The sequence below is a fragment of the Pseudomonas putida genome (assembly GCF_002025705.1).
GTDB lineage: Bacteria > Pseudomonadota > Gammaproteobacteria > Pseudomonadales > Pseudomonadaceae > Aquipseudomonas > Aquipseudomonas putida_J.
In genome coordinates this window covers 1,995,387-2,020,156 of the sequence record NZ_CP018846.1, presented here as the reverse complement: position 1 = coordinate 2,020,156, position 24,770 = coordinate 1,995,387, and the positions used below count along the sequence as shown (strand labels likewise).

Genomic DNA, 24,770 nt, shown 5'->3' with positions numbered 1-24,770 from the left:
GAACAGAAAAGGATTCGCTCATGAACATTGTCCACAAGACCCTCACCGCTTCCCTCCTCGCCCTGTTCGTATCGAGCGCATTCGCCGCCGGCAGCCCAGGCGTCGAACAGCACACCCAGGCGTTCCTCGAAGCGCTGGAACAAGGGGGTGGCAAGCCGCTCGAGCAGCTCAGCCCGAAAGACGCCCGCGCCGTGCTGACCGGCGCCCAAGCTTCGGTGAAGGTCGACCTGTCCGGTATCGAGGTCAAGGAACGCACCATCCAGGCCAGCGGCCAGTCGATCAAGCTGCAAGTGGTGCGCCCGGCCAATGTCAAAGGTGACCTGCCCGTGTTCATGTTCTTCCACGGCGGCGGCTGGGTGCTCGGCGACTTCCCGACCCACCAGCGGCTGATCCGCGACCTGGTGGTCGGCTCTGGCGCGGTGGCGGTCTACGTGGACTACACCCCATCGCCAGAGGCGCACTACCCGGCGGCGATCAACCAGGCCTACGCCGCGACCCAGTGGGTGGCCGAGCACGGCAAGGAAATCGGTGTCGACGGCAAGCGCCTGGCCGTGGCTGGCAACAGCGTTGGCGGCAACATGGCGGCAGTGGTCGCGCTCAAGGCCAAAGAGGCCGGCACCCCGGCACTGCGCTTCCAGTTGCTGCTGTGGCCGGTGACCGATGCCAGCTTCGAGACTGCGTCGTACAGGCAGTTTGCCGAGGGGCACTTCCTCACCACCGGGATGATGAAGTGGTTCTGGGACAACTACACCACCGACGCCAAGGCTCGGGAACAGATCTACGCCTCGCCGCTGCGCGCCAGCAGCGAGCAGCTCAAGGGCCTGCCGCCTGCACTGGTACAGACCGCCGAGTTCGATGTGTTGCGCGACGAGGGTGAGGCTTATGCACGCAAGTTGAATGCAGCCGGCGTGACCGTCACCTCGGTGCGCTACAACGGCATGATCCATGACTATGGGCTGCTCAACCCGCTGAGCCAGGTGCCAGCAGTAAAAGCAGCGATGCGCCAGGCGGCTGGGGAATTGAAGGTGCATTTGCAGTGACTCTTTGAAACAAAAGACCCGCCCAGGCGGGTCTTTTTCGTCACGATTTTCTATTCAGGTAGCGGCCCACATGCCTCGATACTTTTGCCACCAGTAGCACCATCCGCTCCATCTGGGGTTAACCCGGATGCAGCGCTATATTCCTCCGTAGTTCCAATCGAACTCAGTGAAAAACCGATCGTTCGGGAAGATCCCACCTTTTGATATGTCGTGTTGCGCATTCAAAATGTAGCCGAGACGCCCCTGCCCCTGTTCAGAAAAATGGAAACTCACTTGGGGGCGACGTACCAAAACGCCATGGGGACGAGTAGCAGCGTCACCACCCAACGATTGAAATGCCACTTGGCATTTACAACTTAAAAAAATTCATCACGACAGCTGCCATTAGAAGGCCAGACACCATTAACCCCAATGCTGATCGCATACTCCTTTTCAAATAGGATGGAAAATTCCTGTAATCACCAGGGTGCAATTTACCACGCCTGATGAAGAGGCGAGGGAGCAATAGCGGCGTAGTCATCCCTGCAATGACCAGGAATCGAGACTTGATACCAAAATCACCCGCACATCGTAGTTCTTCTTGCAGGGCACTACTGCGGCTGAATGAATTGCACATAACCGTGTAGTGGCGAGACATCGCGATATAACCGTTGATCGCCAGTCCACTCAGCATCGCCACGGCGGGCATCAACAATACAGTGAGACGGATAACCACATGCCAATCGCTCAGGTCAATCATAGACGACCTCGTACAACTTCTCTCCTATGAACTCACCAAATGCCTCGATACCTTTTGAACTACCGAACGCGGCTCCTCCAACTGTGACGATACCGCACGCAGCTTTACCCCACACGCCGAATTTACATACAGCACCGGCTACCGACTTACCGGCAGCAGCTCCAGCAGCCCCTCCTGTAAGTCCCCCTGCAAAACTTCCAGTTTCAGTAAAGCGAATCTTTTGACACTCTTCAGTCTCACCTGCACGACAGGCTTCATACACTTTCAGGTAAGAAGAACCGGCACCAAGCCCTACCCCGACCCACCCTCCGTATTTGAGATAATTCGAGACTTTCGCTACATCATCCAGATGCGTTGCATAGCCTGGTAACTGTCCGGGCACACCGGCCTTCTTCCAGTGATGCACCACACTTTTGGTCGAAATGCCAAGGTCACGGCGCAACCTGTCATAGCTTCCCAGCCCTAGTGGTTTGTTCAGGAACGCCGTGCGCAGTTGGCTATCCAGTTGTTTGTATAGGGCCTGGCGCGACGTAAAGAACTCCGGGCTTTTGAGATGGCCATGCAGGGTGAACTGCTGCTGGTGCAATGCTTCGATCCCTTTGAGGGTATCCTTCACCTGCGACAATCCTCGCTCCAGCATGTCCTTGCCCACGCCCATCGACTGGCTCGCCCCGTTAAGCACACCTGCGATCTCGCCTATGTGCTGCATCATGAAATTGGCCTCCTCTCTGGAGAGAACAGCCAGCGACTCCCGCGCCTTCTCAGCCACCATGATCAGCTCTGTTTCGCCGGGGCTACAGGCAAACTCGCTGTCCGGGCTGCCGAGCACGAAAATCTCTCCCGCCTTGAAACCTTCCGCGTGGCTGGGGTTCAAGCGCTGCAGGAGCGAAATCGGCAAGGGGGCTCGCGTCATTTCCAGGCTCGCCAGCACCTCCTCGAACGACATGCTTCGCTGGACGATATGAAAGCCAGACTCCAATGCCGGGACCTGACTGCTCTGATTAAGCACTGCTGGCGTTGACCCGGCGAGAATAACGGTACGGCCTGAAGGAAATGCATCGGTCATTGAAGCCACGACCCGGTTACTGCCGCTCGGGCAACCGCACGCCACCAACGAACCGTCTACCGCGACAGGTTTACCATCCGAAATGAAGCCCGCGTTTCCCTCGACAACTGTACCTTCCTCGCCACACATCGGACAGGCAGTGGTCGGATCGCCACAGCGCAGCACCATGCGCCCTTCGCTGGTATAGCCGGCGCCGGTCGCCTGGCAGATCGCACCAGTGGTTGTCCTGTCCCCATCTACTGCCTGGCCTTTGCCATCGATCGTTACGCTTCTCATGGGTCGCTTCCAGAAGTTGGGAAGCCCGGAAGCTAACAGCAGAAAAGCCCCTGAAACCGCACTTGCTGGAATCAAGAGCAGACCTACACGCTTCGAAGAAATACCTGTCAGAACTGCCTCGCATTCGTCACTTTAAACGAGACAGTCATACTCACTCGGACTAATTTTTATCCACATAAACTGACAGTAAGATTCTCCCATCAACAGCCGCCAGCCCTTTCAGCCCCGGCATTTCAAGGAGAATTCCCCATGCTCACCGTCCGTAACGCCCAAGACCGCGGCCTGGCCTTTCATGGCTGGCTGAAATCCTTCCACACCTTCTCGTTTGGCCATTATCGCAACCCCGACGAGCAGGGTTTCTCCGACCTGCTGGTGATCAACGATGATCGTGTCATCCCCGGCAAAGGCTTTGGCGAACATCCGCACCGCGACATGGAAATCTTCTCTTACGTGCTCGAAGGTGCGCTGGAGCACAAGGACACCCTGGGCACCGGCTCGGTGATCCGCCCGGGCGATGTTCAGCTGATGAGCGCCGGCCACGGCGTGGCGCACAGCGAGTTCAACCACAGCCAGGCACAACCGGTGCACTTCCTGCAGATCTGGATCGTGCCCAACGTCAAAGGGGCGACACCGCGTTATCAGCAACAGCACTTCAGTGCCGAGAAGAAACGCGGCAAGTTGCGCCTGATCATCTCGCCGGATGGCGCCGAGGGGTCATTGCAGGTACGGCAGAACGCGCGGGTTTATGCCGGACTGTTTGATGGAGCGGAACGCGCGACGCTGGTCTTGCCGGAAAACCGCCATGCCTATGTGCATGTGGCTCGTGGCAGCATCGAGCTCAATGGCCAGGTGCTGAATGAAGGCGATGGCGTGCGGGTGCGCCAGGAACAGCTGCTGGAGCTGGGCAATGGTTTGGATGCCGAAGTGCTGGTGTTCGACCTGCGGCCCAATGAACTACCCGGTATGCCATAAGCAGGACCGGCCTCTTCGCGGGTAAACCCGCTCCCACAGGAACACCACTGAATTCGAAACTTTTGATGTACCTGTGGGCCTCTTCAAGAACACCACTGAATTCGAAACTTGTGGTGCACCTGTGGGCCTCCTCAAGAACATCACTAAATTCGAAACTTGTGGTGCACCTGTGGGAGCGGGTTTACCCGCGAAAGGGCCATCAGCCCTCACTCAAGGCTCGAACCCTTCAACGATGATCACCTCAGCCTTTGCCACCCCTTGGCGATGGCTGCACGCCTCCTGGTACAGCTCCGACCGGTAGCACGCCAGTGCCTGCTCATACGAATCGAACTCGATCACCACGCTACGCTGGGGAGTGGGCCGCCCCTCCAGCGCCTCGCTGCGCCCGCCGCGGGCCAGGAAGCGGCCGCCGAATGCCTTGAAGGCCGCCGGCGCGCGCTGGGTGTACTGCTGATACTGCTCGGGGTCGGTCACATCGACGTGGGCGATCCAATAGGCCTTCATCCGCTGCTCTCCTGTTACAACGATATTTGTGTATGATGGTATACCATAAAAATCACCCCACCACAGTGAGCGCGCAACATGGCATTCAACACCATCGAGGAACTCCTCGAGGACTACCAGCAAGGCAAGATGGTCCTGCTGGTGGACGACGAGGACCGGGAAAACGAAGGCGACCTGCTGATCGCTGCCGAGCGCTGTGACGCCCAGGCCATCAACTTCATGGCCCGCGAAGCACGCGGCCTGATCTGCCTGACCCTGACCGACGAGCACTGCCAGCGCCTGGGCCTGGAACAGATGGTACCGGCCAACGGCAGCGTGTTCAGCACCGCCTTCACCGTGTCGATCGAAGCCGCCAGCGGCGTCACTACCGGCATTTCCGCCGCCGACCGGGCACGCACCGTGGCCGCCGCCATGGCGCCCGATGCCCGCCCCGAAGACCTGGTGCAGCCCGGCCACATCTTCCCCCTGCGCGCCCGCGAAGGCGGCGTGCTGACCCGCGCCGGGCACACCGAAGCCGGTTGTGACCTGGCCCGGCTGGCCGGTTTTACCCCGGCCTCGGTGATCGTCGAGGTGCTCAACGATGACGGCACCATGGCCCGGCGCCCCGACCTGGAAGTGTTCGCCGCGCAACACGGCATCAAGATCGGCACCATCGCCGACCTGATCCACTACCGCCTGAGCACCGAGCAGACCATCAAGCGCATCGGCGAGCGCGAGCTGCCGACCGTGCACGGCACCTTCCGCCTGGTGACCTACGAGGATCGCATCGAAGGCGGCGTGCACATGGCCATGGTCATGGGCGATATCCGGCGTGAGCAGCCGACCCTGGTGCGGGTGCACGTGATCGACCCGCTGCGCGACCTGGTCGGTGCCGAATACGCCGGGCCCGCCAACTGGACGCTTTGGGCGGCGCTACAGAAAGTCGCCGAGGAAGGTGCCGGAGTGGTGGTGATCCTGGCTAACCATGAATCTTCCCAGGCGTTGCTCGAACGCGTGCCGCAGCTGACCCAGCCGGTCCGCCCCTATCAGCGTGGGCAGTCGAAAGTGTATTCGGAGGTCGGGACCGGTGCGCAGATTCTGCAGGACCTGGGCGTGGGCAAGCTGCGTCACCTGGGCCCGCCGCTGAAGTACGCCGGGCTGGCCGGTTATGAGCTGGAAGTGGTGCAGAGCATTCCGTTCGAGCCGGGCATGGTTGGCTGACACGGGCCCTGTAGGAGCGGCCTTTCGCGACACAAGGCCGCTCCTACAAGTGCTGCGGCAGTCTCATGAGGACGGAGTGATGGCCGGTCGCCTCATGCCTCTTGCCAAAAGCTTGGAATACCATAATATGATATCCCGTAGACCTTGAATCTGCAGGCCGGCACCTACAATCACAAACGGCCACAAGACACTTTGTTTTAGCTGCTCCCCGAATACTGTTGGCGGGCGCACCAGAAGCCCCGCCTCGAATAACAAAAGCAACGAGGGCGTAACCATGCTGTTGAGCAAACGTGTAACCGCAGTGCTGTCCGCCAGCCTGCTGACCCTGGCATGTCAGGCCGCCCAGGCCGCCGACAGCCTCAATTTCGTCAGCTGGGGCGGTACCACCCAGGACGCCCAGAAAGAAGCATGGGCCGTACCTTTCAGCAAATCGACCGACATCAAAGTCGTCCAGGACGGCCCGACCGACTACGGCAAGCTCAAGGCCATGGTCGAGAGCGGCAACGTGCAGTGGGACGTGGTCGACGTCGAAGCCGACTTTGCCTTGCGTGCCGCGAGCGAAGGCCTGCTCGAACCCCTCGATTTCAACCAGATCAAGCGCGACAAGATCGACCCGCGTTTCGTTTCCGATCACGGCGTCGGCTCGTTCTTCTTCTCCTTCGTGCTCGGTTACAACGAAGGCAAGCTCGGTGCCAACAAACCGGTCGACTGGACCGCGCTGTTCGACACCAAGACTTACCCTGGCAAACGCGCCCTCTACAAATGGCCGAGCCCCGGTGTGCTGGAACTGGCCCTGCTGGCCGACGGCGTAGCCCCCAAAGACCTCTACCCGCTGGACCTGGACCGCGCCTTCAAGAAGCTCGACACCATCAAGAAAGACATCGTCTGGTGGGGCGGTGGCGCCCAGTCGCAGCAGCTGCTGGCCTCCGGTGAAGCTTCGCTCGGCCAGTTCTGGAACGGCCGCGTCTATGCGCTGCAGCAAGATGGTGCACCGGTAGGCGTGAGCTGGAAGCAGAACCTGGTCATGGCCGACTTCCTGGTCATCCCGAAAGGTTCGAAGAACAAGGACGCGGCCATGAAGTTCCTGGCCAACGCCAGCAGCGCCGAAGGCCAGGCCGCATTCGCCAACAAGACCGCCTACGCCCCGGTGAACCTCGACAGCGTGGCCAAGCTCGACAAAGACCTCGCGCCGAACCTGCCGACCGCCTACGCCCAGGATCAGGTCACCCTGGACTTTGCCTACTGGGCGAAAAACGGCCAGGCCATCGCAGCCCGCTGGAATGAGTGGTTGGTCAAATGAAAGTCGCCATCAACGCCCTGCACAACGCGCAAGGTGCCCCCACGGGCACCGGCGCCCCGGGAACGGCCACGCGCCGCGTCAGCTTGAGCCAACGCTGGAAAGGCAGCCGCAACCTGCTGCCGGCCCTGCTGTTCCTCGGCCTGTTCTTCTTCGCCCCGCTGGTCGGCCTGTTGCTGCGCGGGGTGCTGGAGCCAACGCCAGGGCTGGGCAACTACGAGCAGCTGTTCGCCAACTCGGCCTATGCACGGGTGCTGTTCAACACCTTCTCGGTGGCCGGCGTGGTCACCCTGATCAGCGTGCTGCTGGGCTTCCCGCTGGCCTGGGCGATCACCCTGGTGCCCAATGGCTGGGGCCGCTGGCTGCTGAACATCGTGCTGCTGTCGATGTGGACCAGCCTGCTGGCGCGCACCTACTCGTGGCTGGTGCTGCTGCAAAGCTCGGGGGTGATCAACAAGGCGTTGATGGCCATGGGTATCATCGATACCCCGCTGGAGATGGTGCACAACCTCACCGGCGTGGTGATCGGCATGAGCTACATCATGATCCCGTTCATCGTGCTGCCGCTGCAGGCGACCATGCACGCCATCGACCCGATGGTACTGCAGGCCGGCTCGATCTGCGGCGCCAGCCCGTGGACCAACTTCTGGAAAGTGTTCCTGCCGCTGTGCCGCTCGGGGCTGTTCTCCGGGGCGCTGATGGTGTTTGTGATGTCGCTCGGCTACTACGTCACCCCGGCCCTGCTCGGGGGTGCGCAGAACATGATGCTGCCTGAATTCATCATCCAGCAGGTGCAGTCGTTCCTCAACTGGGGCCTGGCCAGCGCCGCCGCCGCACTGCTGGTGGTAATCACCCTGATGCTCTTCTACCTGTACCTGAAGCTGCAGCCGGAATCGCCGGTTGGCAACGCGAGGTAAACCGCCATGCTCCTGTCTCCCAATGCCATGGGCCGCCCGCTGCGTACGGGCCTGTACCTGACCACCGGGGTCATCGCGGCCTTCCTGCTGCTGCCGGTGGTGTTCATCGTGTTGCTGTCATTCGGCTCGTCCCAGTGGCTGGTGTTCCCGCCGCCGGGCTGGACCTTCAAGTGGTACGGCCAGTTCTTCTCCAACCCGGAGTGGATGGACGCCGCCCTGGCCAGCCTCAAGGTCGCCGTGCTGACCACCATCGCTGCCGTGCTGCTCGGCCTGCCCACCGCCTTCGCCCTGGTGCGTGGCCGCTTCCCTGGCCGCGAAATGCTCTATGGGCTGTTCACCATGCCGATGATCGTGCCGCTGGTGATCATCGCCGTGGCGGTGTACGCGCTGTTCCTCAAACTTGGCTACACCGGCACGCTGTTCGCCTTCGTGGTCAGCCATGTGATCGTCGCCCTGCCCTTCACCATCATCTCGATCATCAACTCGCTGAAGCTGTTCGACCAGTCGATCGAGGATGCTGCGGTGATCTGTGGTGCCTCGCGCCTGCAGGCGATCTTCAAGGTGACCTTCCCGGCGATTCGCCCGGGCATGATCGCCGGTGGCCTGTTCGCCTTCCTGGTGTCGTGGGATGAAGTGGTGCTGAGCGTGATGATGGCCAGCCCCGACCTGCAGACCTTGCCGGTGAAGATGTGGACCACCCTGCGCCAGGACCTGAGCCCGGTGATCGCCGTGGCCTCGACCCTGCTGATCGGCCTGTCGCTGCTTGTCATGTTCATTGCCGCCGCCTTGCGCCGGCGCACCGAAGTCAACGCCTGAGCGTGCGGAGAAAACAACAATGAGTGCAGTCATCAAAGACAACGCGCACGGCAAGACCCTGGTCAGCCTGCGTGGCCTGAACAAGCACTACGGCGACTTCACCGCCGTGGACAACCTCGACCTGGAGATCCAGGACGGCGAGTTCCTGACTTTCCTCGGCTCCAGTGGCTCGGGCAAGTCCACCACGCTGTCGATGCTGGCCGGCTTCGAAACGCCAAGCAGCGGCGAGATCCTGGTCGAAGGCCAGTCGCTGGTGAACGTGCCGCCGCACAAGCGCGACATCGGCATGGTGTTCCAGCGTTACTCGCTGTTCCCGCACCTGAACGTGCGCGACAACATCGGCTTCCCGCTGGCCATTCGCAAGCTCAGCGCCACCGAAACCACCAAGCGCGTCGACGCCATGCTCAAGCTGGTGCAGCTGGAGCAATTCGCCCACCGCAAGCCGTCGCAGATGTCCGGTGGCCAGCAGCAGCGTGTGGCGATTGCCCGGGCGCTGGTGTACGAGCCACGCATCCTGCTGATGGACGAACCGCTCGGTGCCCTGGACAAGAAGCTGCGTGAAGACCTGCAGGACGAACTGCGCCAGCTGCACCGCCGGCTGGGCATCACCATCGTCTACGTGACCCATGACCAGGAAGAAGCCATGCGCCTGTCCCAGCGCATCGCCATCTTCAGCCATGGCAAGATCGTTGGCCTGGGTACCGGCTACGACCTTTACCAGAACCCGCCGAATGCCTTTGTTGCGTCGTTCCTGGGCAACTCGAACTTCCTGCGGATCAAGGCCAACAGCAATGGTGCAGGCAGCTTCGAAGGCCAGCCGGTGGCGATTCGTCTGACCCCAGGCCTCACCGCGCAACAGGACGCACTGATCATGGTGCGGCCGGAGAAGGCACTGGCGCTGACTGCCGAGCAGGCCGCGCGCGAGCCATTGCCTGCGGGCTGGAATGAGGTAAGTGCGAAGGTGGGAGAAGTGCTGTTCCTGGGCGAGAGCCAGACCTGCCACGTGGTGACCGCCGGCGGTACCGAACTGACGGTGAAGGCGTTGTCGGCCGCCGGGATGCCGATGCAACCGGGCGATAGCGTGAAAGTGCGCTGGGCGGTGGCGGATGCCTGCATCTACACCGAGTGGGCGGAGAGTGACCTGAGCAAGTCGGCTGGGGCGCATTGATCCCACAGGATTAGTGGCTGTGCCGGCCTCTTCGCGGGCAAGCCCGCTCCCACAGGGATCGCACCAACCTTGAGTAGGGTGCGCTCACTGTGGGAGCAGGCTTGCCCGCGAAGAGGCCGGCACTGTCAGCCCGGGATCTGAAACCTCTCGGTGAAATACTGGCGGAAGAACTCCACCGCCACCCGCACCTTGGCCGACCCGGCCAGCGGCGCGGTATACACCGCCCAGATATCGGCACTCTGCCGATACCCTTCCAGCACCTGTACCAGCCGGCCATCTGCCAGGCTGTCGTGCACATCCCACCATGAACGCAGCACGATCCCGCGCCCGTCCAGGCACCACTGGTGCACCACTTCGCCGTGGTTGCTCGACAGCGCGCCGGTAACCCGCACACTTTCCTCGCCAGCAGGCCCTTCAAGGTGCCAGAGACCGAACGGATGGTCGCGCTCCTTGATCACCAGGCAGTCATGGCTGGCCAGGTCGGCCAGGGTCTTCGGCGTGCCGCGCCGGGCCAGGTAGTCTGGCGCCGCACACAGCACCCGCCAGTTGCGCGCCAGGCGCTTGGCGATCAGGTTCGGGGCAATCTGGTCGCCCACGCGGATATCCAGGTCGACGCCCTCGGCCGCCAGGTCCACCAGGCGGTCATGCACGTCCAGGCGAATGTCCAGCCGTGGGTAGCGCGCCGCCAGCTCCGACAACGCCGGCGCCACCATCCGCCGGCCCAGGCCCAGGCTGCTGGCGATGCGCAACTGCCCGGCCGGCTCGCGCTGGCCGGCGTCCAGGTCATCGCCCATGCGCTGCAGGGCCTCGAAAATCTGCTGCGCCCACTGGTAGACCCGCTCGCCCTCCTCGCTCACCGTCACCCGCCGGGTGGTGCGGTGCAGCAGGCGCACGCCCAGGTCCGCCTCGAGCAGGCGGATGCGCTTGCTGACGAACGCCGCCGACATGCCGCGGGCTTCGGCCACCGCCGCAAAACTCGCGCGGCGGGCCACCTGAAGGAAGATATCGAGGTCGTCGAGGCTTGGCAGATTATTCACGATACGTACACCAAGAATGCATGAACTGGCTGATTATCCATGAAGCAAACCCTTATAGCATGGCCCACATCAGATCCCCAGACACAAGGTGTGGCCATGACCAAGACCAAGACTTTCAAGATCGCCGCCATCCCCGGTGACGGCATCGGCAATGAAGTGCTGCCCGAAGGCATTCGCGTGCTCGAAGCCACCGCCCGCAAGCACGGCCTGGACCTGCAGTTCGAGTTCTTCGAGTGGGCCAGCTGCGACTACTACCTGGCCCACGGCAAGATGATGCCGGACGACTGGTTCGACCAGCTCAAGGGCTTCGACGCCTTGTACTTCGGTGCCGTCGGCTGGCCCGACAAGGTGCCTGACCATATTTCCCTGTGGGGTTCGCTGCTCAAGTTCCGCCGCGACTTCGACCAGTACGTGAACATCCGCCCAGTACGCCTGTTCCCCGGCGTGCCCTGCCCGCTGGCCGGCAAGCAGCCTGGCGATATCGACTTCGTGGTGGTACGGGAGAACACCGAAGGCGAGTACTCGTCGCTGGGTGGGCGCATGTTCGAAGGTACTGCCAACGAATTCGTCCTGCAGGAGTCGGTGTTCACCCGCCGTGGTGTCGACCGGATCCTCGAATACGCCTTCGAACTCGCGCACAATCGCCCGCGTCAGCATGTGACCTCGGCCACCAAGTCCAACGGCATGGCCGTGAGCATGCCCTACTGGGACGAACGCACCGCCGCCGTGGCCGCACACTACCCGGAGATCAGCTGGGACAAGCAGCACATCGACATCCTTTGCGCACGCTTCGTGCTGCAGCCGGAGCGCTTCGACGTGGTGGTGGCCTCCAACCTGTTCGGCGACATCCTCTCCGACCTCGGGCCAGCCTGCACCGGCACCATCGGCATCGCGCCGTCGGCCAACCTCAACCCCGAGCGCAAGTTCCCGTCGTTGTTCGAACCGGTGCATGGCTCGGCACCGGACATCTTCGGCAAGAACATCGCCAACCCGATCGGCATGATCTGGTCGGGCGCGCTGATGCTCGAGTTCCTCGGCAAGGAAACGGCTGACAGCCGTTACCAGGCGGCACACGATGACATCCTGCAGGCCATCGAGGCGGTCATCGCCAGCGGTGCGACCACGCCTGACATGGGCGGCAGCCGCTCGACCCAGGCAGTCGGCCAAGCCATCGTCGAGGCGTTGAACGCCGCTTGACTGTCACATTTCGGTCACCCCTCCGTCGTAATCTGCCGGGCAACTCTATGCCACAAGGTCGCCCGGCATGCTCCGCCTGCTGCTCCTGCTGCTTCCCCTGCTCCCGCTGACGGCCATGGCCGAAGCTGGCCACCTGCGCGTGCAAGGCTCCAACACCATTGGCGCGGCGCTGTTGCCCGCCCTGGTGCAGGGGCAACTGTGGGCGCAACAGGCGACGGACATCCAGCAGTCACTGGGGGCAGTGCCGAACGAGACCGTGATCACCGCACGCGATGCCCACGGGCAGGCGCTGCGCATCGACGTCGCGGCGCATGGTTCCAGCACCGGCTTTGCCGCGCTGGGCCAGGGCAATGCCGACCTGGCTGCGGCCTCACGCCCCATCAGTGACGCCGAGGTGCACCAGCTCAAGGCTCTGGGTGACCTGCGCTCGGCCAACGCCGAGCAGGTCATCGGCCTGGACGGCGTGGCGGTGATCGTCCACCCCGACAACCCCCTGCCACAGTTGACCACCCAGCAACTGGCCCAGATCTTCTCCGGGCAGATCCGGCGCTGGGAGCAACTGGGCGTGACTGGCGGTGCCATTCACCTGTACGCACGTGATGATCGGTCCGGGACCTATGAGACCTTCAAGGCACTGGTGCTGGAACCGCAGCATGGCGAACTGGCCAGCCAGGCGCAGCGTTTCGAGTCCAGCGAAGAGCTGGCCGAGCGGGTCGGCGCTGACCGCCAGGCTATCGGTTTCAGCAGCCTGGCAGCCGTGCACGGGGCCAAGGTGCTGGCGGTGGCCGAGGGCGATGCACCGGCCATGTTGCCGGACCGTCAGCTGGTGGCCAGTGAAGACTACCCACTGTCACGGCGCTTGTACTTCTACCTGCCGGCCAATGCCAAACCCCAGGCCCGAGCGCTGGCGGACTTCGCCCAGAGCCCGGCCGGCCAGGCCATCGTCGCTGCACAGGGCTTCGTCTCACAGCAGGTCAACGCGCAACCGGTACCGGCGCAGGCCGACATGCCACCGCGCTACCGCAGCCTGGCCCAGCAAGCGCAACGCTTGAGCGTCAACTTCCGTTTCCAGGAAGGCAGCGCCAGCCTCGACAACAAGGCCCTGCGCGATGTGCAGCGGGTCACCGAATACCTGCGCCAGGCCGGCAAGCTGCAAAGCAAGGCGGTGCTGGTTGGCTTTGGCGACCCCAAGGAAACACCTGGCCGTGCAGCCCTGCTGTCGCGCCTGCGCGCCCAGGCCGTACGCCGCGAACTGGCACGGGGTGGCGTCGAGGTGCTGGAGGTGACTGGCATGGGCGATGAACTGCCAATCGCCGGCAACGACATGGAGCAAGGCCGCTTGCGTAACCGGCGGGTGGAAGTCTGGGTCTACTGACAGGCAAAGAATTGTAACAGCTCACCATTCGGCATCACTGGCAAACGGGTCTAGGCTCAAGCTCATGTGATACCGGGCCCCTCTGACGGCTGTCAAGCCGTGATGTCGGATCACTGTTGCGATCTTCAGATGGCAACGTCGACTATCAAGGAGGGGCTCATGACAGCTCTGCAGACATTCCTCACCACTCCGTTTCTTGGCACCAGCACCTGGTTGTGGCTGGTGTTCATGGCCATCGTCATCGGTTTGCTGGTACTTGACCTGGGGGTGCTGCACCGCCAGGACCGCGAGATCGAAATGCGCGAGAGCCTGTTGCTGTATTCGGGCTATTTCAGTGTCGGCGTACTGTTTGGCCTGTGGGTCTGGCACGAGCTGGGTGCGCAATCGGCGCTGGAGTTCTACACCGGTTTCCTGGTCGAACAGTCGCTATCGATGGACAACGTGTTCGTCATGGCGATGATCTTCGGCTTCTTCGCCATCCCCCGTCGCTATCAGCACCGCGTACTGTTCTGGGGCATTCTCGGGGTGGTGTTCCTGCGTGCGATCATGATTGGCGTGGGTGCGGCGCTGGTGCAGAACTTTGCCTGGGTGCTCTATATCTTCGGCGCCTTCCTGCTGTTCACCGGGGTGAAAATGGCCCTGTCGAAGGAAGACAGCCACCCCGACCTGGCCAACAACCCGATCTTGAAGTTCGTGCGCCGGCACATGCGTGTGACCGACCAGATCCATGGCTCGCACTTCTTCGTGCGCCTGACGCCGCCCGGCGAAAGCAAGGCCCTGCGCTACGCCACACCGCTGTTCCTGGCCCTGGTACTGATCGAGCTGGCCGACCTGGTGTTTGCCGTCGACAGCGTACCGGCGATCTTTGCCATCACCCAGGACCCGTTCATCGTCTACACCTCGAACATCTTCGCCATCCTCGGCTTGCGCTCGCTGTACTTTGCGTTGTCGGCGCTGATGCACCGGTTCGTCTACCTCAAGTACGCGCTGGCGCTGGTGCTGATTTTCATTGGCTGCAAGATTTTCTATCACGGGATGGTGGGCAAGGTGCCGGCGTTGCTGTCGTTGGGGGTGACGTTCGGGTTGTTACTGGGTGGGGTGGTAGTTTCGTTGATCAAGACGCGGGGGGAGAAGCAGGTACCGAGCGTCAGCGAACCTGTAGCCACCCGCAAAAAGGAAAAGGACCCACAACTGAAAATGTAAGGTTTACCTGTACCGGCCTTTTCGCGGGCTTGCCCGCGAAAAGGCCGGTACAGGCTTGCATCACCTTCCGCCGCTCAGCAGGTGCGACGGCACATACTTGCCAATCTCGTACTTGCCGATCGCCGCCCGGTGCACCTCATCCGGCCCATCCGCCAGGCGCAGGGTGCGTTGCATGGCATACATGTAGGCCAGCGGGAAATCGCCGCTCACCCCTGCTCCGCCGTGCATCTGGATCGCCCGGTCGATCACCTTCAACGCCACGTTCGGCGCCACGACCTTGATCTGGGCGATCTCGCTGCGTGCGACCTTGTTGCCAACGGTGTCCATCATGTACGCCGCCTTCAGCGTCAGCAGGCGCGCCATGTCGATCTCCATGCGCGAGTCGGCGATCTTGTCGACGTTGCCGCCCAGGCGCGCCAATGGCCGGCCAAAGGCCGTGCGCTCGACCGAGCGCTTGCACATCAGCTCCAGCGCCCGCTCGGCCATGCCGATCGAGCGCATGCAATGGTGAATGCGGCCTGGGCCCAGGCGGCCCTGGGCGATCTCGAAGCCACGCCCCTCCCCGAGGAGTACGTTTTCATACGGTACCCGCACGTTCTCGAACAGCACTTCGGCATGGCCGTGCGGTGCATCGTCATAACCGAACACCGGCAATGGGCGGACAATCTTGACGCCCGGCGCATCGGTGGGCACCAGCACCATCGAGTGCTGCTGATGGCGTGGACCGTCAGGGTTCGACAGCCCCATGAAGATCATCACCTTGCAACGCGGGTCGCAGGCGCCGGAGGTCCACCATTTGCGCCCATTGATCACCCACTCGTCACCGTCACGCACGGCGGTGGCGGCCATGTTGGTCGCGTCCGAAGAGGCCACGTCCGGTTCGGTCATGGCGAATGCCGAGCGGATTTCGCCGCGCAGCAGAGGCTCCAGCCACTGACGCTTCTGCGCCTCGCTGCCGTAGCGCACCAGCACCTCCATGTTGCCGGTGTCCGGCGCCGAGCAGTTGAACGGCTCCGGGCCCAGCAACGAGCGGCCCATGATCTCGGCCAGCGGGGCGTACTCAAGGTTGCTCAGGCCGGCGCCGTATTCCGATTCCGGCAGGAACAGGTTCCACAAACCCTCGGCGCGGGCCTTGGCCTTGAGCTCTTCCATGATCGCAGTGGGCTGCCAGCGGTCGCCCTCGGCAACCTGGCGCTCGAACACCGGTTCGGCGGGGTAGACGTAAGCATCCATGAAGGCGCTGACGCGCTCTCGCAGTGCCTGGACCTTGGGCGAATAGGCGAAATCCATCGGGGTTACCTTCACGGTTGGAAGTACATGGGCAGAGCCTAGAGCAGCCAGCCTCGATCTACCTAGTCTATTTTCCGCGTGTATAAACATTCATAACCGATATATGATCGGCCAATAATTCCAACAAAGAGCGGCGCCATGAACCTCAGCAAGGTCGACCTCAACCTGTTCATCGTCTTCGACGCGATCTACACCGAAGCCAACCTGACCCGCGCCGGGCAGATCGTCGGCATCACCCAGCCGGCAGTGTCCAATGCCCTGTCGCGGCTGCGCGAAACCTTCAACGACCCGCTGTTCGTGCGCACCGCCCAGGGCATGGTGCCCACGCCCATGGCCCAGAACATCATCGGCCCGGTGCGCAATGCCCTGGCGCTGCTGCGTACCTCGGTGCAAGAAAGCCGCATCTTCAACCCGCAACAGGCCAACAAGACCTTCCGCATCAGCATGACCGACCTCACCGAGGCGGTGATCCTGCCGCCGCTATTCCAGCGCCTGCGCCGCCTGGCCCCGGCAGTGCTGATCGAAAGCTTCCTGTGCAAGCGCCGCGAAACCACCAAGGAACTGGCCGCCGGGCGCCTGGACTTCGCCGTCGATGCTCCACTGAACACCGACCCGCAGGTGCGCCACGTCAAACTGATGCAGGACCGCTACGTCTGTGCACTGCGCCAGGGCCACCCGCTGGCTGATGCCAAGCTGACCCTGGACAACTACCTGGGCATGACCCACATTCATATTTCCAGCCGCCGAAACGGTTTGGGATACGTCGACCTGGCACTGGGCAAGATGGGTGTGCAACGCAAGGTCGCGCTGCGCTCTCAACATTACCTGATGGCGTCGCAGGTATTGCAGCAGACCGACATGGCCATGACCGTGCCCGAGCGTTTCGCCCGCCGCCACCAGTTGCGCTTCCAGCCGCTGCCGGTGGAAGTGCCACCGCTGGAGACTCACCTGTACTGGCACGAAAGCACCGACCAGGACCCGGCCAACCGCTGGATGCGTGAGCAGATCATCGAATTGTGCGAGCGTGTGGTGGCCGAGGAAGAGCGTGCGCTGGCGCCTGCCTGACCACACTCGCAAACCTGTGGGTTCGTTATGCGCCCACAGAGTAAAATTTATTCCATGATGCTCTATGAATAGAGAAAAATATTCTCCATGGAATGGTTAAACCCAGCATAAAAGGCAAATTCATTCCCACTCCAGCGCGTAGGCTTGATGCAACGATTGCCGATACCACGGCAGCACTGCACGGACTCGCCCTATGCCTAGCGCCCCGCTCTATTTCGACTACGCCGCCACCACTCCGGTCGATGACCGGGTCATCGAAACCATGCTCACTTGCCTCGGGCGCCAGGTTAACTTCGGCAACCCTGCTTCCAGTGGCCACGCCTACGGCCAGGCTGCACGCGAAGTGGTCGAGCAAGCCCGCCGGCAAGTGGCCGAGCGGGTCGGTGCCCGCGCCGAAGACATCATCTGGACATCGGGCGCCACCGAGTCCAACAACCTGGCACTCAAGGGCATCGCCCAGGGCATGATTCAGGGCAAGGCCCAGCCGGGCCACCTGATCACCAGCCAGCTGGAGCACAAGGCCGTGCTCGACACGGTCAACGAACTGGAGCGCCAGGGCTGGGCCATCACCCGGCTGGCGCCGGACGCCAGCGGCCTGATCCAGCCTTACGCCGTGCAGGCAGCCTTGCGTGCCGACACTCGCTTGGTGTCGCTGATGGCCGTCAACAACGAACTGGGTACCGTCACCGATTTCGCTGCCATTGGCGAGCGAGTGCGCGCCCATGGCGCCCTGCTGCATGTGGACGCGGCTCAGGCAGTCGGCAAGCTGGCCATCGATTTGCAGGCGATGGCGGTGGACCTGATGTCGTTCTCGGCGCACAAGGTGTATGGGCCAAAAGGCATCGGCGCGCTGTATGTCGGCCACCGCGCCCGTGAGCTGATGCGTGCACAGATCCACGGCGGCGGGCATGAGCAGGGGCTGCGTTCGGGTACCCTGCCGACGCATCAGATTGTTGGGATGGGCAGCGCCTTCGCCTTGGCCGGTGAGCCGGGTGACAGCGAGCACCAACGTATCGAGCAATTGGCAACGCGCTTGCGTGAGGGGCTGCTGGCATTGCCAGGCGTCAGTCTAAATGGCTGTGCCATACAGCGGATTCCTCACACCTTGAACCTGTGCGTCGAGGCCAACGGCTTCAACAGCATGGCCTTGGCCAGTGAATTGGCGCTGTCGACCACTTCGGCCTGCAACTCGGCGAGCAATGCCGCTTCGCATGTGCTGTTGGCGCTGGGGCTTGATGAGGCGCGGGCACGCAAAAGTGTGCGGGTGAGTATTGGGCGGTTTACCAGCCAGGCTGAGGTGGACACGGCGATCGGGGTGTTTGGGCGGGCTTTGACTGCGGCTTCTGCGGCATTGTGGTAGGGGCTGGGCGCATGCCTCAAGCTTTTCAGCGCCTGTAAGACCGAGCGCCGCCCGCGCGGCGCATCGCGGATAAATCCGCTCCTACATTTGTTGCAACGTGGCCATGCCTGTGAGGCCATGGTTGTCAGCCGGTTTACACGGCTCAATTCATGCGCCAAGGTGGACAACCATGGCGTATCAGGTCCGGCACGTTGCAATAGATGTAGGAGCGGATTTATCCGCGATGCGCCGCGTGGGCGGCGCTCGATATCACAGGCACTGCAAAGTACACGGCGAACACCCCAACGCCCACCGCCCCCTCAGAGGAAGGTAAACACCGTCGAAGCCGGCAGACGCGACTTGCTCAGCCCGGCATTGAAATCGGCCTCGCTGCGATAGCCCAGGCTCAGCACCACCACACTGGTAAAGCCCTGCTCACGCAGGCCCAGTTCGGCATCCATTACCTTGCTGTCGAAGCCTTCGATCGGCGTGGCATCCAGACCATGAGCCGCGGCGCCCAGCAGTGCGGTGCCCAGGGCCAGATAGGTCTGTTTCTCCATCCAGTGCTGCAGGTCTTTCTGATCGAAGCGATGCAGGTCGACATAGCCCCGACGGCTCTGGTTCTGCCCTGCCCGCGCCTGCTCATCGCGGAAGCGGCCATCGGCCTGTTCCTGGTCGAGCACCGCATTCAGGTGCGCCTCGGTCATCTCGGTGCGGGTGCAGAACACAATCACGTGGGAAGCGTCGAGGATTTTTGGCGAGTTGTAGGCAAAACGGCCGTCGGTGGCCTTGGCCAGGCGGGCTTTGCCTTCGGCGCTGTCGGCGACGATGAAATGCCAAGGCTGCGAATTGACCGAGGACGGGCTGTGGCGCAGCTGTTCAAGCAACGCATCGACCGTGGCCTGAGGGATCTTGCGAGCGGCATCGTAGGCCTTGGTGGTGTAACGGCGCTTGGCCAGGGAGACGGTATCCATGCTGCAACTCCAGTGAACGAAACGGGATTTGTCGCGCATCTTATCTTTCCTGTTGATAAGAAAAACCGGCAGAATGCAGCAACACTTTCACCCCTGGAGTGAAAATGCTTCGTTTTACCGACCTGGAACTGTTCGTGCGCAGCAGTGCACTGGGCAGCTTCACCGCCGCCGCGCATGAAGCCGACCTGCTGCCCGGGCAAGTCGCCGCCGCGATCAAGCGCCTGGAGCGCGACCTCGACGTGCGCCTGTTCGCCCGCACCACCCGCAGCCTGCGCCTGACTGCGGAAGGCGAGCTGTACCTGCCCACCGCCCAGCGTGTGCTGGACACCCTGCGCCAGGGCCACGAACAGCTTCATGGCCACCACAGCACCCTGCGCGGGGTGTTGCAGGTCTCGGCGCCTTCCGACATTGGCCGCAACCTGTTGCTGCCATGGCTCAGCGCCTTTCGCCGCGAGCACCCGGCACTGAGCCTGCGCTTCTTCCTTTCGGACCAGATTGCCGACTTCAGCCGCGACCCGGTAGACATCGCCATCCGCTACGGCCTCAACCAGGACGCCAACTACATCGCCCTGCCGCTGGCGCCCTGGAACCGCCGGGTAGTGGTGGCATCCCCCGGCTACCTGGCCCGCCACGGCCGCCCCCGCACGCCCGAAGAACTGCAGCAGCATGACTGCCTGCTGTACCTGCAACACAATCGCGTGTACGACAAATGGCAGCTTGGCAACCGCACCGTACAGGTACGCGGGCCACTGGTCAGCGACGATGCCGACGTGGTGCGACGCTGGGCGCTGGAGGGCGAAGGTATCGTCTACAAATCGTGGCTGGACGTCAGCGCCAACATCGCCGCCGGCGAGCTGGAAATCCTGCTGCCCGACCATCAGGGCGAAGCCACGCCGGTGACGCTGGTGTGCCCGCACCGCAAGCAGCTGTCGCCTGCGGTGACGCAACTTTATCAGTGGCTGCGTGAGCGTTTCATCAGAATAGAGCCATTGAATATACCTTAAAGTCGCGAACGCCCTTAAGTTTATCAGACCAAAAACCCACGCAAACCTCAGCCCCTAAAAACAACAGCACAACTAACATAGGAAGAACATGGAAAGTTACCAAATATCACCACTATGGAAGAAGGCTTTTGAACTGAAAAATGACGACTTTGACGAGCAGCGGAAATTTTTAATTTCAGCATACATGGAATTTCGCGATCGAGTAGCTATCCTCGTAGCGCAAATTCATAAAGACATGCCTTCACTAACAGTTCATGATATTTCACACATAGACGCTCTATGGTGGACAGCATCCGAAATTACGGGGCCAGACTACCCCATAAACCCTGCAGAGGCTTTTGTTCTGGGAGGCGCTTTTTTACTTCATGATTCCGCGCAATGCATAGCAGCTTACCCTAGAGGCATAGCGGAAATCACCTCATTACCGGAATGGGAATTTTACTGCCGGACGCTTGAATTAAACCCGAACCACCTCATAAAAGGTTCAGATAGCTTTCAACAAGTGCTTTTTGAAGTATTACGATCATTGCACCCCAAACAAGCGCGCATTCTTGCCCGTTTAAGCTGGAACTCCCCAGGAGATAATCACCCTCTTTTCCTTTTGCCTAATGACGATCTTCGTCGCGCTTATGCTGAGGCTATTGGCATAGTCGCTGAGAGCCATTGGCACCCCCCTCACCAACTTGAGAACCTTAGCCGCCAAAAAATAACTCCACCTGCGTGCTTATATCCATCACCATGGACCGTAGATATTCTTAAAATCGCTTTAGTCTTGCGAACAGCCGATGCAGCTCATATCGATGCCCAACGGGCGCCTCGTTTTCTTCAAGCATTGGTAAAACCTAGCGGCTTTTCTCTGGCCCACTGGAATTTCCAAGCACGCCTAAACAATCCTAAGAGAGATCCCGATCCAGCTCGAAAAGAACTTTGCCTATCCGGTAGCAGCTTCCCAGCTGATGAACAGCAAGCATGGTGGCTTGCGTACGATACAGCAAGAATGATCGATAACGAACTACGCACCAGCGACCGAATCAACATTGATTTCAACAGACCCCAATTCGCCGTTCGATCAGTTGCAAACATTCATTCCACCGAGAGCTTTTCATACAACGTCCCTACCAACGGTTGGCACCCGATTGATACGAGCTTCAAGATCAGCAACATCCCCAAAATCATTGAACAATTTGGCGGCTTCCGGTTATATGGCGACAGCCCCAGAATAGCCCTCAGAGAGTTAATACAAAACGCTAGAGACGCCGTTCATGCTTGTAGGAGTCTTGGAGCCTTGGGCGATGACGAAGGCTCGATTGACATATCAATCGAGAACACACCACAGGGTGACTGGCTTCATATTGTTGATACAGGCATAGGTATGAGTCGGTACGTACTGACCAATGTGCTAATTGACTTTGGCAAATCATTATGGAAAAGCCCAGAATTGCAAGGCGAATGGAAAAGCCTGACCAACTCCAATTTCGAAGCAGTTGGAAAATTTGGCATTGGCTTCTTCTCAATCTTCATGCTAGGCGAGAAAGTAACAGTCACCACCAATCGTTACGAACCCAAAGAAAACGAAGCTTCTCACTGGGTACTAGAATTCTCGCAAGGCACTGAATTTCGTCCAATTTTACGATCACCTACGGAGCTTGAAAAGCTTAAGCGTCACGGGACCAAAGTATCCATACTTCTTTCAAACGGAAAGCTTGACGCATTAACCACAAGAAACACAGGAGTTAATGAGCACATAAAACTAAGCCTTGCAGAAGTCTGTAGCTCTATAGCGCCTGCACTGGACATAAACTTGTTCACCAAAGAAAATCAGGCACCTAAGAACAAAACAATTCAAGCCAATGACTGGAAAGTAATTGACAATCTATCCCTCTTGAATAGGATAGCGCCCGAAGCTAAAATCACCAAAAAATCTCTTTCCAGCATAGGCCCCATTCTTGAAATTCACAACGATGATGGAGAACTCATAGGCAGGGCTGCAATAGATCTCCAAAGATACTTTCGGTCCGACGGACTCAGCTCTGCAGGCTTCTACAGAGGCATATTAAGCGGAAAAATAGAAGGGGTAATCGGAATAATACAGACCCTCCCCCAAGAAGATCTTGCCAGAAGGTCAGCCGCACCCAATATAAGCCCAAGCTCTCTTATACAATGGGCCAACAAGCAAGCTGAAGAAATATTAAATTCCGAATCTGACAAAGTATTAAGCTCATCAATTTTAGCTAGCTTTGGCGCTAATTACAAACAGCTGTACATAGGCCAAATAGAAGGCCAAGACATCACCTATCTAAAGCTACTAGATATATGCGCAAAAACTGAAACCATATACCTACATGACGGATTTATTGGTCACGAAGATGAAGATGAAATTTTAAGCAAAGACTTTTACAACAACTATATATACGAAGAGTTCGTGATAGAAGCTGAAACCACCCGCCCACCTTCGTGGATCAATACCTTGAACAGCGAAGGAGCGCTAGGAACAAACACCATAAAGAAAATAATCAAACAGGCTTTAAGCGAAAGCTGGGAGAGTTTCAACATCGAAAAGTCCCAACTCGTGAAAGTCGCAACGGTTCTAGGCAAAGACATATTTAGAGAGTGCGATATTTACACCAGGTGCAAGTAACGGCAAAAAAGTAACTACTACTACGAAATCGCACATTCAATAGCACGCACAAACACCCACAAGCTAACGACAACACCAAAAGGTGTTGTCGTTAATGCAATTGAGCTTTAAAACGACATCTCAGCCTTATCAACCCCGATAGGAACCAATTTACATCTTGAAAACTGGTAGAATGCATGCAAAATAGCTAAAAACACCAACTCCGCTTGCTACCACCACAAATAAAACCAAGTACGTCTCATACCAACACCAGACACTTTTCAGTTTAATAGATTCTTTCCCTACCCCGTACACCTGCAGTTCTATCACTGACTCATCCTTTCGGTATCCTTTCCAGGAAAAAATGCCACCCACCAACAATGCAACAATCAATAAAGAGACAGTGACATACATGCCCAACAGCATATAAGTGACCGACAATGCCCAGACAGGTTTGAGCGGTGCATTCTCGTATGTTGTGAGCACAGTGTACTGACCAGCAGCAAGCGCCAAAACTAAGGCCTGGTAGACTGCAACAATTTTAAAAGTAGCTTCATTAAGCGCTTGCTTTTGCGATAAGATGTATTTGTATTTCTCCAACATTATTTCATCTTTCAAATCCACACAGCCCCTCCTCTTACGATTAAACTGTAGACCTTTATCAATCTACCAGAAACATCCGAGGCAGTCTCGACTTTAGCATTGGTGTCGCGATAGTATTAGCCAGTCAAAGCATATTTACCCCATGTAACATCGCGCGATATTAGCGTAACGTTTACTCAGCACGGCCTGCCCTTCATGCCCAACTGGATCGACCTCAAGCAAGACGCCGACACCGGCATCGAGTCGGTCCGCGCGCATTTTGTCGGCCACGCCTATGACCCACACTGGCATGACAGTTTCCTGGTCGGCTTCACCGAACAGGGCGTGCAGCAATTCGATTGCCGAAAGGTGCGCCACAACAGCACGCCAGGGAACGTGTTCCTGCTTGAGCCCGGCGATATCCACAATGGCCAGGCGCCCACCGCAGAAGGCTTTACCTACTCGACGTTGTACCTGCAGCCACACTGGCTGGAGGCTGAGTTGCGCACGCTGTTCGAACAGGCACCGAGCGACAGCCTGCCCAGCATTGCCGAGCCGTTGTGCCATGACGCACGCCTGGCCGGTGCTGTCGCCCGGGCATTCCAGGCCGTACATGGCCCGGAGCTGCGCATCGTGCGGCAAACCGCCACCGATGACCTGCTCAGTTGCCTGACCCGTCACCTGCACTGGCGCAAGGGCCTGAACCCCGACCCGCGCCTGCCGCTGACTGCGCAACGGGCACGCGACTACCTGCATGCCCACCTCGACCAGGACATCGGCCTGGAGCAACTGGCACAGGCTTGCGGGGTCGACCGCTTCCGCCTGACCCGGGCTTTCAAGGCCGCCTTTGGCCTGGCACCCCATGCCTACCTGATCCAGCTGCGCCTGGCCCGCGCCCGGCGCCTCCTCGCCCAGGGCCAGACACCCGCAGAGGTGGCCATGATCCTGGGCTTTGCCGATCAGAGCCATCTGGGGCGCTGGTTCCGGCGCGCTTACCAGCTGACCCCGGCCGACTACCGTCGCCGCTGCTCAAACCTTCCAGACTGACCCGAGGTCAGCTGCGAGCATCGGGCTCTGATCAATCGGAGCCAT

General features: G+C 60.1%; 22 protein-coding genes. 15 read left to right on the top strand and 7 right to left on the bottom strand.

Annotation, left to right across the window (positions count from 1 at the left end; translation table 11 throughout):
- Positions 1 to 20: 20 nt before the first annotated feature.
- Complete coding sequence (locus BUQ73_RS09160; protein ID WP_079227549.1) at positions 21 to 1,040, top strand: alpha/beta hydrolase; 1,020 nt, start codon at positions 21 to 23, stop codon at positions 1,038 to 1,040.
- Positions 1,041 to 1,389: 349 nt separating this feature from the next.
- Here the strand turns inward: BUQ73_RS09160 and BUQ73_RS09150 are convergent, their stop codons facing one another.
- Complete coding sequence (locus tag BUQ73_RS09150) at positions 1,390 to 1,779, bottom strand: hypothetical protein (protein ID WP_079227548.1); 390 nt, start codon at positions 1,777 to 1,779, stop codon at positions 1,390 to 1,392.
- Positions 1,772 to 3,121, bottom strand: a complete 1,350-nt coding sequence (locus BUQ73_RS09145; protein WP_079227547.1) for a PAAR domain-containing protein — start codon at positions 3,119 to 3,121, stop codon at positions 1,772 to 1,774. Before BUQ73_RS09145 ends, BUQ73_RS09150 begins: the two co-directional genes overlap by 8 nt.
- Positions 3,122 to 3,370: 249 nt before the next feature.
- Between BUQ73_RS09145 and BUQ73_RS09140 the strand changes: the two genes are divergently transcribed.
- Positions 3,371 to 4,093, top strand: coding sequence for a pirin family protein (locus BUQ73_RS09140; RefSeq protein ID WP_079227546.1), 723 nt, complete (start codon positions 3,371 to 3,373; stop codon positions 4,091 to 4,093).
- 210 nt (positions 4,094 to 4,303) lie between these two features.
- Here BUQ73_RS09140 and BUQ73_RS09135 read toward each other — a convergent pair whose 3' ends face one another.
- Positions 4,304 to 4,597 (bottom strand): DUF1330 domain-containing protein, encoded by a 294-nt coding sequence (locus BUQ73_RS09135; protein WP_060484815.1) that lies wholly within the window; start codon positions 4,595 to 4,597, stop codon positions 4,304 to 4,306.
- A gap of 78 nt (positions 4,598 to 4,675) precedes the next feature.
- Here BUQ73_RS09135 and ribBA point away from each other — a divergent pair, with 78 nt between their 5' ends.
- From ribBA to BUQ73_RS09110, 5 genes are all read left to right on the top strand, one after another.
- On the top strand, positions 4,676 to 5,797 hold the full coding sequence (gene ribBA / locus BUQ73_RS09130; protein WP_079227545.1) for a bifunctional 3,4-dihydroxy-2-butanone-4-phosphate synthase/GTP cyclohydrolase II: 1,122 nt from the start codon (positions 4,676 to 4,678) through the stop codon (positions 5,795 to 5,797).
- Positions 5,798 to 6,071: 274 nt separating this feature from the next.
- Positions 6,072 to 7,097, top strand: a complete 1,026-nt coding sequence (locus BUQ73_RS09125; protein WP_079227544.1) for an ABC transporter substrate-binding protein — start codon at positions 6,072 to 6,074, stop codon at positions 7,095 to 7,097.
- Entirely contained in the window at positions 7,094 to 8,011 is a 918-nt protein-coding gene (locus tag BUQ73_RS09120; protein ID WP_079227543.1) for an ABC transporter permease, read from the top strand. Before BUQ73_RS09125 ends, BUQ73_RS09120 begins: the two co-directional genes overlap by 4 nt.
- A 6-nt stretch (positions 8,012 to 8,017) precedes the next feature.
- Positions 8,018 to 8,827 (top strand): ABC transporter permease, encoded by an 810-nt coding sequence (locus BUQ73_RS09115; RefSeq protein WP_027919924.1) that lies wholly within the window; start codon positions 8,018 to 8,020, stop codon positions 8,825 to 8,827.
- Between the two features lie 19 nt (positions 8,828 to 8,846).
- Complete coding sequence (locus BUQ73_RS09110; RefSeq protein ID WP_079227542.1) at positions 8,847 to 9,995, top strand: ABC transporter ATP-binding protein; 1,149 nt, start codon at positions 8,847 to 8,849, stop codon at positions 9,993 to 9,995.
- A 125-nt stretch (positions 9,996 to 10,120) separates the two neighbouring features.
- Here BUQ73_RS09110 and BUQ73_RS09105 read toward each other — a convergent pair whose 3' ends face one another.
- On the bottom strand, positions 10,121 to 11,032 hold the full coding sequence (locus BUQ73_RS09105) for a LysR substrate-binding domain-containing protein (protein ID WP_079227541.1): 912 nt from the start codon (positions 11,030 to 11,032) through the stop codon (positions 10,121 to 10,123).
- Between the two features lie 96 nt (positions 11,033 to 11,128).
- On the opposite strand from BUQ73_RS09105, the gene BUQ73_RS09100 reads away from it, so the two are divergent.
- The 3 genes from BUQ73_RS09100 to BUQ73_RS09090 all read left to right on the top strand — a co-directional run bounded on the left by BUQ73_RS09100 (position 11,129) and on the right by BUQ73_RS09090 (position 14,807).
- Complete coding sequence (locus BUQ73_RS09100; RefSeq protein WP_079227540.1) at positions 11,129 to 12,229, top strand: tartrate dehydrogenase; 1,101 nt, start codon at positions 11,129 to 11,131, stop codon at positions 12,227 to 12,229.
- Between the two features lie 67 nt (positions 12,230 to 12,296).
- Positions 12,297 to 13,604 (top strand): substrate-binding domain-containing protein, encoded by a 1,308-nt coding sequence (locus tag BUQ73_RS09095; RefSeq protein WP_079227539.1) that lies wholly within the window; start codon positions 12,297 to 12,299, stop codon positions 13,602 to 13,604.
- Positions 13,605 to 13,763: 159 nt separating this feature from the next.
- Positions 13,764 to 14,807: a TerC family protein gene (locus BUQ73_RS09090; protein ID WP_079227538.1), complete on the top strand. Its 1,044-nt coding sequence runs from the start codon at positions 13,764 to 13,766 to the stop codon at positions 14,805 to 14,807.
- A gap of 60 nt (positions 14,808 to 14,867) precedes the next feature.
- Here BUQ73_RS09090 and BUQ73_RS09085 read toward each other — a convergent pair whose 3' ends face one another.
- Complete coding sequence (locus BUQ73_RS09085; RefSeq protein WP_079227537.1) at positions 14,868 to 16,097, bottom strand: acyl-CoA dehydrogenase; 1,230 nt, start codon at positions 16,095 to 16,097, stop codon at positions 14,868 to 14,870.
- A 138-nt stretch (positions 16,098 to 16,235) separates the two neighbouring features.
- On the opposite strand from BUQ73_RS09085, the gene BUQ73_RS09080 reads away from it, so the two are divergent.
- Both BUQ73_RS09080 and BUQ73_RS09075 read left to right on the top strand, forming a co-directional pair.
- The gene (locus BUQ73_RS09080) at positions 16,236 to 17,162 is read left to right on the top strand and encodes a LysR family transcriptional regulator (protein ID WP_060484821.1); all 927 of its coding nucleotides are present in this window, start codon (positions 16,236 to 16,238) and stop codon (positions 17,160 to 17,162) included.
- A gap of 193 nt (positions 17,163 to 17,355) precedes the next feature.
- A complete protein-coding gene (locus BUQ73_RS09075) occupies positions 17,356 to 18,522 on the top strand; it encodes a cysteine desulfurase family protein (RefSeq protein WP_079227536.1) in 1,167 nt (388 codons plus the stop codon).
- A 299-nt stretch (positions 18,523 to 18,821) separates the two neighbouring features.
- On the opposite strand, the gene nfsB is transcribed toward BUQ73_RS09075, so the two are convergent.
- A complete protein-coding gene (nfsB, locus tag BUQ73_RS09070) occupies positions 18,822 to 19,475 on the bottom strand; it encodes an oxygen-insensitive NAD(P)H nitroreductase (RefSeq protein ID WP_079227535.1) in 654 nt (217 codons plus the stop codon).
- 104 nt (positions 19,476 to 19,579) lie between these two features.
- Between nfsB and BUQ73_RS09065 the strand changes: the two genes are divergently transcribed.
- A complete protein-coding gene (locus BUQ73_RS09065) occupies positions 19,580 to 20,479 on the top strand; it encodes a LysR family transcriptional regulator (RefSeq protein ID WP_079227534.1) in 900 nt (299 codons plus the stop codon).
- 88 nt (positions 20,480 to 20,567) lie between these two features.
- A complete protein-coding gene (locus tag BUQ73_RS09060) occupies positions 20,568 to 23,117 on the top strand; it encodes an ATP-binding protein (protein WP_079227533.1) in 2,550 nt (849 codons plus the stop codon).
- A gap of 150 nt (positions 23,118 to 23,267) precedes the next feature.
- Here the strand turns inward: BUQ73_RS09060 and BUQ73_RS09055 are convergent, their stop codons facing one another.
- A complete protein-coding gene (locus BUQ73_RS09055; RefSeq protein WP_152031529.1) occupies positions 23,268 to 23,720 on the bottom strand; it encodes a hypothetical protein in 453 nt (150 codons plus the stop codon).
- A 174-nt stretch (positions 23,721 to 23,894) separates the two neighbouring features.
- Here BUQ73_RS09055 and BUQ73_RS09050 point away from each other — a divergent pair, with 174 nt between their 5' ends.
- Positions 23,895 to 24,725 carry an AraC family transcriptional regulator gene (locus BUQ73_RS09050; RefSeq protein ID WP_079227531.1) on the top strand — a complete coding sequence of 277 codons (831 nt, stop codon included), beginning with the start codon at positions 23,895 to 23,897 and terminating at the stop codon, positions 24,723 to 24,725.
- Positions 24,726 to 24,770: the final 45 nt, after the last annotated feature.